The following is an 11050-nucleotide window of genomic DNA, read 5'->3' as shown; positions in this document are numbered from 1 at the left end:
TTCGATCCCAACTGTCTATAAAAATTTCCTCAATGACCTTAATAAACGTTTCTGCTCCTAGCGAAGATAGTGCCGGTAACTCAGCTATTTTGTAGCCTCGTGCTGTTACTGCTGTTAGTACCTCTAGGTTTACAATCTCTTTATTCTCTATCTTGTTTTTGGTGGTGAGTGTAGAATCAGTGGGTATGAGGGGTTGCCCCTGATCACCGTTGGAACAACATATAGTTAGAATGGGCCCGCGGGGACTTGAACCCCGGGCCTCCGCCTCTCTCAAACCGGGCTTGTAAGGGCGGCGTCCTAACCAGGCTAGACGACGGGCCCTTCCTCATTATATGGATAGACCGGGGTTAAAAATTCTTTACAATATATTATCAATGTGGAGAACCGGGTGATTGCTTGTCTTCTATCCCACAAAGCAGTCTACACGATGTATGCGTCTCAATTGCCTCCTCTATGCTTGGATTAAATGTGGCTAAGGAGATTCTGAGACAGCTCGCCGAGAAGATACGTGGTCCACGGTTAATAGGCTTAGTTACCGAGTCTAATATAGCCAGGTATCCTGCCTGTGATCTGAGTATCATTATAGTTGCAACAGGGGGTACAGAGCACATATTACAGGGGATTGCTAATAATTCACGCAGTGTTGCCCTCCTCTACAATAATAAATATAATAGCCTGCCAGCCACCATAGAGTTCCTCGCATACTATAGAGAACAAGGGAGAGAACCCTTAATGGTTACCGGTTACAGGGACATAGAACATCTAGTGGAATTAGTGGAGAGGTTGTCAAGGATATACTCGGCGGTATGCAGGCTGAGGAAAGCTAAGCTGGGTGTGATAGGAGGTATAAGCGATTGGCTTATCTACAGCAGGGTAGGCAGTGAATACTTAAAACCCCTCATGGATCTCCAGTTATCATACATAGATACCGAGGAATTGATCAAGGCATATAACGAGGCAGTGGTGAATGCGAGTGAGATAAATGATATACTTGGAAGAGCCCATGAAACACTTGTCACCAGTGAAGAAGTGGCTAAAGCGCTTAGATTATATAAGGCATTACAAGCCTTAATCACCCGTTACAACCTCGATGGATTCACAATAAAATGCTTTGATATAATACCCCGTTTAAAGACGACGTCCTGCCTTGCCCTAGCACTATTCAACACAATGCTTATACCAGCGTCTTGTGAGGGAGACATACCACTATTAATCTCGATGGCTCTAGGCGAGTGGATTACGTTGAAACCGGTTTTTATGGCTAATATAGCCGAGATCACAAGTGACAGCATAGTGCTCGCACACTGCACGTCTCCAATAATAGGTGGCTACACATTAGTGACGCATTTTGAATCGGGGCTTGGAGTCAGCTTACGCGTGGATTATAGAGTGGGGGACAAGGTGACTGTTTACAGGCTTGACAACAAGGTCTCCACTCTCAGACTCGGTGTAGGCTATATTGAGAGGCATGAGTGGAGTGAGAACATGTGTAGGACACAGGTCCGCGTTAAATTGCTTGGAGCTGAGAAGATCCTTAGAGAGAGTATTGGGAATCACTATGCCTTAATAATAGGGGACTATATAGATGATCTAGTGACAGCGGCCAAGTTGCTTGGTGCATCCATAGACTACTTTAATGTTCGTGCTTAAAGTAAAACCTCTATGTCAACGTCTTTTATGATTGAGCCATACGCGTTCCTTATAGCTACATCGCTAAGGCCCACGGTTTCAGCAACCTCAACCTGGTTCCTCTTATTATTGGTAAGAATTCCTGCTAGATATACTGCTGCGGCTGCCAGGCTCGTCGGGCTTTTACCGCTTATAAATCCCTGTTCCTCGGTCACTGATATAATATAGTTCGCCATAGTCTCAACGATCGGTGGAGCATTCAGCTTGCGTATAATATAACCCACGTAACGCCTCGGATCAAAGTTTTCCCCGAAAATCTTTATATTGCTATTAGATTCACGTATTAACCTCACTCCCTCCCATAAGTCTTTCTCATCGACGTTTAGCTCTGATATAAATACCTTTAAAGACTTAGGGGTATCATTAATCCTATATGATAAATAGATAGCTGCTATGATTATCTTTCTCAATGTACTCTCCTTGTAATTCTTATCCTTTACCGCTTCATGGACAAGTTTTGCAGCTGTCTCCTTTACAGCTGGCGGAGGATTAATGAGCTTCAGATACTCGTTTAACTCCTGTAGCGCTTTTTTAAGCTTCCTATCCTTCTTCTCAACCTTTATCTCACTGTTAACTCTAACCCAGCTCCTTCCTTGTTTCAGGTGTCGCATGAAGTAACCAGATATCTCAGTCCCTCCTACACCATGGTCATGAACCATGTTTGTAAACGTGCCACTGTACCGTGGGGTATTGTTATTCTTCAAGAAGCCCTCGAAACCCTGATAGATAGGCTTCTCATTAAACACGAAGCCGCATGACTGGCATATATAGCTGTTTGAATCTGGATCGAATATTATGTTTGTGCCGCCACAGTTGGGACACTTCAATGTCTCTCACCCCTTTTATACTTTCTCTGGGAGGCTAGATAATAGTAGAGGATCGTGGAGGAGGGGGTCAGATCCTTGCTTTCTAGCTTCACTACTACTCTGGGGTCGTCAACCCTACCGATAACATCTACTATCCTGCCTATTCTTCTATTGTTCTCATCATATACTGAGGAATTAACTAGTTTTAAGACGTCCCGTGTAGAGGGTTTTACGATGAGGAATCCATCCCTGGTAGAAATCTCTACCATACCAAGCTTATTCATAAGTATCACTCTGGTATTACCATCACTATATTACTTTAAACTCATAGTTCATATATAAGGCGTATACCATATAAACACTACATTATTCAAAAAATATGTAATACATGGGTTTTTAAATAAAGTGCTCAACAATAAAATAATACATTAACGCATATAATTAAATACTTCACTATTAAGGAATATACAGACATCAAACTCTATATATCGCTAGCACACCCCTCAGAGATTCACAGCTGAAAACCATTTCCTAGAAGCATAAAGCTTAAACCATGAGCCTCGCCAAGTTGTTTCTGGTTTTATAATGGTTTGTATGTGTTGGTGTTAGTCTTCTGCTATTATTATATTATTGTATAATTTTTGCCGTGTAGATGTTTCAGAGGCTGATTCGAGAAGACCACAGGATCCTCAAGTACCCGGAGCACGGGCTCACCGGAGACAGGGGTGGGGTGGCATGTATGAATCTCTTCCTTAAATTCCTTAATTCAAGATGTAGGGTACCTGTGAACGCCCCTAAGCCGTATGCAAGCCCAAGCAGGATACAGGGGGAACAAGGATGAAGTGATGAAACCAATTTATATAAACCTATATATAAAGACCTGAACCCCATTCAGAGGTACCTGGATAAAAACAATGAATATAGTCCATTGGTTCTCAACCAGTTATCCCCCGCATCTTTCTAATCTCATCGGCAATCATGCGGAGGATCTCTAGTTTCCCTGATTTCTTATCAACCAAGACACGCCCTTTTCCCTCTTTTAGCCTCGGGTAGTGTTTCTCCTCGTACAAGGGGTTTAACCCGAGTCTCTCCGAGGCCTCTATTATTTCCTTGATACTAGGATTTGGCACAGCCTTGCCTAAAGATATCTTCCTTCCTTCACTACGGCTCTTTTTCGAGTCTATGTAAGCCGGGTATACAACGATCCTCCTACCTTTATTATCCCGACTCAAAAAATCCCCCTTGATACTTGGTGATTATCCTATCCAAGGGCCCTCCCAGCCTACTTCTTAAGGAGGATCCCGTTCAAGACTCCGTCTTGTCCGGGTCTTGATGTAACCTTTACGAGTCCTAATTCTGTTTTCACTATTGTGCCTTTCGAGATAATTTTAAACCTGGCGTTCTGCGGATTTGATGGTGTCTCGACGACGTCCAGTATCTTGACCTTCTTAACCGTCTTGTCATCGGGTACCGCAACATTAATGTATAAGGCCTTCTTTAACTTATACTTTACCCCTCCTCCAAGCGTCCTCACGTGTATCTTCTCCTCGCTGCTACTTAGAGTGGTGTTTACCGGCGGGGAGCCTAGCTCATATTTTCTCTTACCCCTTTTCTCCCCTTTCAATCCGCCTGTTGGTTTTCTTAAATCATTACCCTGATAGTGAGACATCACTAAACACCTGTATTCTAGTTAAAACAAGTATTACCTGGTTATAAATGTTTTGTGAGCAGAGCAGTAGTTATATTCCTTAACAATTATTATACCCAATATGGAGAACAGTGATATCGGGGTCAAATGAATTGTACGAGCTACAGGGATTTCTAATCAACATGTTATACAAGCTGAGCCCGCGTGTCTTAAAGCCGGTTTATGAAATATATGAGAAATGGCTTTGGATGCAGATACGCAGAGGGCCTTTTCCAAGACATATAGGTATAATTCCAGATGGAAACAGGAGGTGGGCGAAGAGACTTGGGCTAGACCCCTCACTGGGGCATGTTTATGGATACGAGAAAATAAAAGAGGTCCTTAAATGGATATGGGAGCTAAAAATAAGGTATGTAACAATATACACCATGAGCACTGAAAACTGCAGGTTCAGAGATGAGCGTGAACGAGAATACTTGTTTAACCTAGCCAGGAAGGGATTAGCCGAGTTAAAGAATATGAGGGAGATACATGAGAGGAAAGTCAGGGTGAAAGTATTCGGGTCACTGGATCTAGTCCCAGAGGATATAGTCGTGTTGGCGAGTGAATTAGAGAAGGAGACAGCCAGGTATGATTCATTCCAGCTAAACATAGCGTTGTGCTACGGCGGCAGGCATGAGATAATCGATGCCGTAAAAGCTATTGTGAAAGAGGCGTTAGAGGGTAAAATAAGCCTTGAAGATATCAATGAGGAACTATTCAGCAAATACCTTTACACTAATGGAGCACCAGATCCGGATCTAATAATCAGGACCAGCGGGGAGGAAAGAATCAGTAATTTCCTACTATGGCAGTCAGCCTATAGTGAGCTATATTTCTGTGATGTATTCTGGCCGGAATTCCGTAAAATAGATTTCTGGAGAGCCATTAGAAGTTACCAGAGGCGTGAAAGAAGGTTTGGTAGATAATATTGTCTTACTGCTCCTCCATGAAATCCTCCGGTTCACCATATATTATCTTGAGCTCATCGATTGTTAAACGCTTCTTACCGCTTGCCTTCTCCAGGATCTCCTGCTTCTTCATGTTTAAAACCATGCCCAGTTTAGCCTTCTCCAGCTCCTTGTTGAGGTTGCTAACCTTCTCCCTTAACTCGTTGAGCTTATTGGTTAAATCCTCGATTTCCTTGGATATAGCGTTAACCGAGTCCTGCTTAACCTGTATATCGTTCTTTAAGTCAAGGTATTTTTTCACTAGTTCATTCAACTGTTGTTTGATCTTATCCCTTTCAGCTGTAAGCCTACCTATTTCCCCCCTCATATTGTTGAGCTTACTGGTTAAGTCTTTTACCTGGATCCTGAGGCTCGAATAGAATGCCTTAACCTCTAATATTTCATTTTTCTCTTTTCTCAGCTTCTCGGCTTTCTCCAGCAGTGATGTAAGCCTCTTTATCTTCTGTATTACCCTGTTCTCTTCTTCAATTGATAAGACCCTAGTTTGCAGCATCCATTCAAGCCTCTCGATCTCCTCTCTCAGTATATTAGATGGCGTCCTCGCCTCCCGCGACATGTTCTGGATGACGTTTTGTTTCATAACAAGTATTTCTCTCAGCGTCCTCAACTCTTCTATCTTGCTCCTCCTCTCCTCAGCTAGCCTTTTATACTCTTCAAGGAGGCGTTTCCTCGCCTCTCTAATATTCTTTAGTTTTTCCTTGAGCGACCTCAGCTCACCGAGATACTTCTGCTTCTCGGCTCTTTCTGTTTTCAACTCATTTATTAACCGGTATCTCTGCTCCTTCAGCGTCTTTATCTTCTCTCTTACCTCACTGATCTGCTTTGATGCTTCTTCTATTTCTCTTTGTATTTCCTCAATACTTGTTTGCGTCATTAGTTCTCCCATTAACCCTGTTTAAGTATGATCCTCGCGTCGACAGCTATAGCCCCCTTAGGGTAGGCCATCACCGGGTTTAAATCTATTGATTCTATCTCAGGGTTCTCCTCCATTAATCTAGCTGTTTTAACGATTATATCAGCTATGGCCTCCTTATCGACTGGCGGCTGGCCACGGTAGCCCTCGAGTATTTTCGACGACTTGATCTCATTAAGCATTCCCAATGCATCGTTCCTTGTAATAGGGGCTATCCTGAATGAAACATCCTTTAATACCTCAACGAATATACCGCCCAGCCCGAACATTATTACTGGCCCAAATATGCCGTCTCTCACCCCGCCAACAATTACCTCGAGTCCTTGTGGAGCCATGTTATACATTAACACCCCCACTAGTCTAGCATTTGGTGCTTTAAGAGACACTGTTCTAAGCATTTCTTCAACCGCTTTTCCAACCTCCTCTCTACTCTTGAGCCCTAGTTTCACACCGCCTACATCACTCTTATGTGTTATATCCGGAGACACTATTTTCAACGCTATTGGATACCCTATTTTATCAGCTAGCTCCACTGCCTCTGCTGGTGATTTAACAACCACTACCTCCGGGGATGGGATCCCATAGTATTTAATTATTTGGAACGCCTCATGCTCCAATAGTTTGAACCTTTTTTCCTTAAGTGCTGCAGCTAATATGTCACGTGGAGACATATATCCTCAACCCTGTTATCCTTGTATATTGGACTTTATTCTACTATAAGTATATAATACTTTAAGTGCTTTAGCAGCTCTTTCAGGCGACTCGAAAACGGTTACCCCGTTCTCCTGTAGTTTCCTAGCCAGCTTAATTGCCTCCTCTCCACCTATTGAAATAACTATAACCGGCTTCATATACTTATTCTTGGCCTCTATGAGGTAGTCTGCCAGACCACCCTTTATCCCTGGTACCTGTGGAAGCGCCACTACAACCACTGCATCGACATCGCTACGTGGCAATACTTTCTCAAGTACCTTTATATATCTCTCATCATCTGTATCACCTGTTAAATCAATCGGGTTCTCCACGATACAGTGAGGCGGCAGTATTTTCCTAAGCTCCTCCTTTAAGTCCGGCGGAGTCCTAGGCAGCTCAAAACCCTGGACTGTTAGCGCATCGGTTAACATTACCCCGACACCGCCAGCGTCCGTAACCACATAGACCCTGTTACCATTCATCAATGGCTGATCCAGTAGTATTCTTACAGCATCCATCATTTCGTCGAAGCTTTCAACCTCTATTACACCTGCCTGCTTAAACGCTGATCTATATAGCGAATAATTACCAGCTAAAGCAGCCGTGTGGCTTGCCGCTGCAAGGCTTCCACGACTGGTTTTACCGGCTTTGAACACGAGTACAGGCTTCACCCTGCTAACCCTCCTAGCTGTTTCAATGAACATTCTTCCACGGGCATTCTTCAAACCCTCCAAGTATACCAGTATCACCTTTGTTTTATCGTCGCCGGCGAGGTATTCAAGTAAGTCGATGTCATCAACGTCTATCTTGTTACCGTAGCTTATAGCCCTTGAAACACCAATATTATTATAGGCCATCCAATCCATGAGAGCGGATGCGAAGGCACCGCTTTGACTAATGAAGGCAACATATCCCTTGGGAGGCCGCTTCATCTTCTCCTCTGGAAGGAAGAATGTGTCAACACCGCTCCAATTATCGAAGATACCAATGCAGTTGGGACCGATTATTCTTATACCGTATTTCACCGCCAACTCCTTTATCTCGTGTTCCAGCCTCTCGCCTTCAGGGGTCCCAGTCTCCTTGAAGCCACCGCTTATTATTATTACAGCCTTACACCCTTTTTCACCGAGCTCCCTGAGCACCTCTGGAACGCTTGGAGCAGGTACAACAATGATAGCTAGATCCGGTGTCTCCGGTAACTCACTCACGCTTCTATAGCATTTCAAGCCCATGATCTCATTGTACCCGGGGTTTACGGGGTATATTCTTCCCTTATACTTCTTAATGAAGTTTTCCAGTATAACCCGGCCGACCTTCCCCTCCTTTGGTGTTGCACCTACTATCGCGACACTCCTTGGATTGAAGAATGAGTCGAGCATTGGGACGCCCCCTGCTAATATAATCTTTCTACCTAGATTAAATGCGGCCAAGGTATAAATACTGTATTCAAAGTAAATACTGAAAACAGGTGGGAACTGTGGGTAATGTGACTTTACTGGAGTTATTCCTAGAGTTCCTGAAGATAGGTTTCTTCATGTTTGGAGGCGGATACGGTGGTATAGCTTTAATGTATAAGGAGCTCGTTGAAATAAAGGGTTGGGTGTCTGATGAAGAGTTCACCAGCCTCCTAGGAATAGCTGAGAGCACGCCGGGTCCCATAGCAATAAATTCAGCCACATGGATAGGGTACTCCCTGGGAGGTCTACCGGGCTCTATTCTCGCTACAATGGGTGTTGTATTACCAGCATATCTGGTGATACTTACTGTAGTTACATCTCTCAGACCCTACATGGGTAATGATGTGGTTAGGATAGTGTTTAGAGGTATTAATGCGGCTGTGGTAGCATTAATACTATATGCATTTATAAAAGTGGCTAAATCCACCCTACTGACTTCAGTAGGATTTAGCCTAAATCTGATAGCCTTCACAATCTTCATAGCGGCGTTCATACTACTGTATATCGGGAACCAGCACCCAATAATAGTGATAATAGTATCTGCCTTGGTAAGCGTGCTATTAAAATATGTTTTCGGAATATAGTGTCGAAGCAGTGTTTTTCTTATGCTAAATACTGCTTAAAACACCGCTAAGACTCAACAACCACAACTGGTATCGGTTGCTGTGATTTAGACGGTGTCTCAGCAGCAACGCTAACCTTAACTGCTGTATCCACTGGTAGATTCTCCAACGCCTCTATTCTATCCAGGTGGTTTTTAACACTGGCTTTCTCGGAGCTCAAGATATCCAGGTTTCTCCTGAGGTGATCCATGGATGCCTTATATGCTTTCTCCGGTATTTCACCACCTATATAGCTTACCTTTACAGCCGTTACAGTTTTCTCCAGCTCAACTATCATGTCCTCTATTTCATGCATTCTCTTCCTGAGTACCTCCTTAACGTTTTTCGAGTCCTCCTTAAGCTTTATCAGAGACTCCTCTAGTTTCTTCTTGAATTCCTCATAGGTGTGCTTCGGTATCTCCTTCCTGCTGTTTAATTCCTCAAGGGCTGCAGCACGCTTCTTAACCCTCTCCAACCTGTTCTCGAGTACTGTGGCCGTGTATTCCCATTCAGGTAGCAGAATTATATTACCGTTCTCGAACCTGAACCTCTCTATTTCAACCTGCTTAAAATCAAAGTCGTTGAAGCTTACCTCCAGGGATGAAATGTTACCATCTGAGTCACTGTAGAATCCTACTATGTATCCCACTCGTCTCCCGTATGGATCATTCACGGGCTTACCAAGGTATTCATCGATTTTCTCAACTGTTAGACCCGGCATACAATACACCTGGTAAACTATCCAGTTGCAATGATTTAAAAACCAAGGGTCTAAATTGACCTACCCCGCCCTGAAGGGTGGTTCACTGGTTCCCCGCATCTATTTGGGAATGCATCTTTTATTTGTGGAATAGTCGAGGGGATAAAGTTTTTTATTCTGAGAACCATATATGGTTCTTTGGTGTAAACATTGCTGGATCTTGTTGAATACGCGGTTAAATTAGCCAGCGATCTAGGCGCATCCTATGGTGAAGCAAGGTACCACGGGATCAACGGGTTCACTATTTATACTAGAAATGGAAATGTAATGGGCTCCGGCATTACGAGCCGTAGAGGTATAGCTGTCAGAGTCGTAGTAAACGGGGCCCTCGGGTTTGCTGCAACACCCGAGCTAACTAGGGATGGGGTAAGAAAGACTGTGGAGAAAGCCGTCTCATTAGCGAAGGCAGTATCTCAACTCATGAAGAAGCCGTTGAAACAAGACGACTCAAGGCTTGGAAGAGCCAGGTACTCCGTTGTAGCTAGAAAACCATTTGACTCAATACCGCTGGATGAAAAAGTCAACTATATGACGGGGCTGTGGAGAAACATACAGGGCTCCACTAAGGAGGCACGTATCCCCGTATTAACTGTTACATATAACGAGTGGACTGAGGAGAAGATAATAGTCAATAGTGATGGCGGATACGTGGAGTCAAGTATTCCTAGGATAACCATGTATTACAACATGGTGGTGACGTCGCCTGCGAAGGGCAGTCTACAGAGGTGGGAGCAATTGGGGGGCTCCGGTGGATTAGAGCTACTTGAGAAGTGGAGGCTCCATGAGAAGCTGCCTGAGGAAGTAGGTAGATACGAAGAAATCCTCTTCAAGGCTCTGCCACCCCCCACAGACCCGGTAGACGTTATCGTGGGAAGCGAGATCGTCGGGCTAGTTGTCCATGAGTCATGCGGGCACCCGAGTGAAGCAGATAGAATAATGGGCCGGGAAGCAGCCCAGGCTGGGAAAAGCTTCATAAAGCCAGGTATGCAGGGTTCCCGGATAGGTAATGAATACGCTACAGTCATAGATGACCCAACCATACCTGGAAGCTATGGTTTCTACCTATACGATGATGAAGCCGTTCCAGCTAGAGCTAGATACCTCTACAAAGAGGGAGTCATATACGAGCACCTGCAAAACAGGTTCACAGCCCCATTCTATAATACTAGAAGTAATGGAGCAGCTAGAGCCATGGACTACGCCAGTGAACCTATTATTAGAATGGCAAATACGTATTTAAAACCAGGGGACATGAGCTTTGAAGAGCTCTTAGAATCGGTTAAGAGAGGAGTATATATTAAGTCTTACATGGAGTGGAACATCGATGATGAACGGTGGAGTCAGAGGTATGTCGGGCTGGAGGCATACATGATAGAGAATGGAGAGTTAAAGGGATATGTTAGAAACCCGGTGCTGGAGGTTACCACGAAGTCGTTCTATAGTAGCATAGATGGAGTAGATAGAAACCTGGA

At 44.0% G+C, this 11050-nt stretch carries 12 protein-coding genes and 1 tRNA gene; 4 read left to right on the top strand and 9 right to left on the bottom strand.

The window, feature by feature from the left end; all coding sequences use genetic code 11:
- Positions 1–231: 231 nt before the first annotated feature.
- Positions 232–321: transfer RNA gene (locus tag ACP5N5_RS03235), tRNA-Val, on the bottom strand.
- A gap of 75 nt (positions 322–396) precedes the next feature.
- Between ACP5N5_RS03235 and ACP5N5_RS03230 the strand changes: the two genes are divergently transcribed.
- On the top strand, positions 397–1650 hold the full coding sequence (locus ACP5N5_RS03230) for a hypothetical protein (protein ID WP_428132877.1): 1254 nt from the start codon (positions 397–399) through the stop codon (positions 1648–1650).
- On the opposite strand, the gene ACP5N5_RS03225 is transcribed toward ACP5N5_RS03230, so the two are convergent.
- The 4 genes from ACP5N5_RS03225 to ACP5N5_RS03210 form a co-directional block, all read right to left on the bottom strand.
- Positions 1647–2516 carry a transcription initiation factor IIB gene (locus tag ACP5N5_RS03225; RefSeq protein WP_428132869.1) on the bottom strand — a complete coding sequence of 290 codons (870 nt, stop codon included), beginning with the start codon at positions 2514–2516 and terminating at the stop codon, positions 1647–1649. The genes ACP5N5_RS03230 and ACP5N5_RS03225 overlap by 4 nt on opposite strands.
- On the bottom strand, positions 2513–2779 hold the full coding sequence (locus tag ACP5N5_RS03220; protein WP_428132862.1) for an H/ACA ribonucleoprotein complex subunit GAR1: 267 nt from the start codon (positions 2777–2779) through the stop codon (positions 2513–2515). Before ACP5N5_RS03220 ends, ACP5N5_RS03225 begins: the two co-directional genes overlap by 4 nt.
- 651 nt (positions 2780–3430) lie before the next feature.
- Complete coding sequence (locus ACP5N5_RS03215; protein ID WP_042667666.1) at positions 3431–3727, bottom strand: signal recognition particle protein Srp19; 297 nt, start codon at positions 3725–3727, stop codon at positions 3431–3433.
- Positions 3728–3777: 50 nt separating this feature from the next.
- Positions 3778–4164, bottom strand: coding sequence for a 30S ribosomal protein S8e (locus tag ACP5N5_RS03210; RefSeq protein WP_042667667.1), 387 nt, complete (start codon positions 4162–4164; stop codon positions 3778–3780).
- Positions 4165–4325: 161 nt separating this feature from the next.
- Here ACP5N5_RS03210 and uppS point away from each other — a divergent pair, with 161 nt between their 5' ends.
- Positions 4326–5111, top strand: coding sequence for a polyprenyl diphosphate synthase (gene uppS, locus ACP5N5_RS03205; RefSeq protein WP_042667965.1), 786 nt, complete (start codon positions 4326–4328; stop codon positions 5109–5111).
- Positions 5112–5118: 7 nt separating this feature from the next.
- On the opposite strand, the gene ACP5N5_RS03200 is transcribed toward uppS, so the two are convergent.
- Genes ACP5N5_RS03200 through ACP5N5_RS03190 form a run of 3 tightly spaced genes read right to left on the bottom strand, consistent with a single transcriptional unit; the run spans position 5119 to position 8138 of the window.
- A complete protein-coding gene (locus tag ACP5N5_RS03200) occupies positions 5119–6027 on the bottom strand; it encodes a coiled-coil protein (protein WP_428132851.1) in 909 nt (302 codons plus the stop codon).
- 11 nt (positions 6028–6038) lie between these two features.
- A complete protein-coding gene (locus ACP5N5_RS03195; RefSeq protein ID WP_012608596.1) occupies positions 6039–6737 on the bottom strand; it encodes an acetate--CoA ligase family protein in 699 nt (232 codons plus the stop codon).
- 15 nt (positions 6738–6752) lie between these two features.
- Positions 6753–8138 carry an acetate--CoA ligase family protein gene (locus ACP5N5_RS03190; RefSeq protein ID WP_428132845.1) on the bottom strand — a complete coding sequence of 462 codons (1386 nt, stop codon included), beginning with the start codon at positions 8136–8138 and terminating at the stop codon, positions 6753–6755.
- 98 nt (positions 8139–8236) lie between these two features.
- Here ACP5N5_RS03190 and ACP5N5_RS03185 point away from each other — a divergent pair, with 98 nt between their 5' ends.
- Positions 8237–8800 (top strand): chromate transporter, encoded by a 564-nt coding sequence (locus ACP5N5_RS03185; RefSeq protein WP_428132840.1) that lies wholly within the window; start codon positions 8237–8239, stop codon positions 8798–8800.
- Between the two features lie 46 nt (positions 8801–8846).
- On the opposite strand, the gene ACP5N5_RS03180 is transcribed toward ACP5N5_RS03185, so the two are convergent.
- Positions 8847–9539, bottom strand: coding sequence for a CdvA-like protein (locus tag ACP5N5_RS03180; protein WP_428132837.1), 693 nt, complete (start codon positions 9537–9539; stop codon positions 8847–8849).
- A 189-nt stretch (positions 9540–9728) separates the two neighbouring features.
- On the opposite strand from ACP5N5_RS03180, the gene ACP5N5_RS03175 reads away from it, so the two are divergent.
- Positions 9729–11050: TldD/PmbA family protein (locus tag ACP5N5_RS03175; protein WP_428132831.1), on the top strand; the 1322-nt coding region annotated here is incomplete at its 3' end.

Origin of the sequence: Desulfurococcus sp., from assembly GCF_049970475.1 — an archaeon.
In the GTDB taxonomy this organism is placed as follows: Archaea; Thermoproteota; Thermoprotei_A; order Sulfolobales; family Desulfurococcaceae; genus Desulfurococcus; species Desulfurococcus amylolyticus.
The sequence above is the reverse complement of the archived record's forward strand: the minus strand, read 5'-3'. Positions and strand labels throughout refer to the sequence as shown.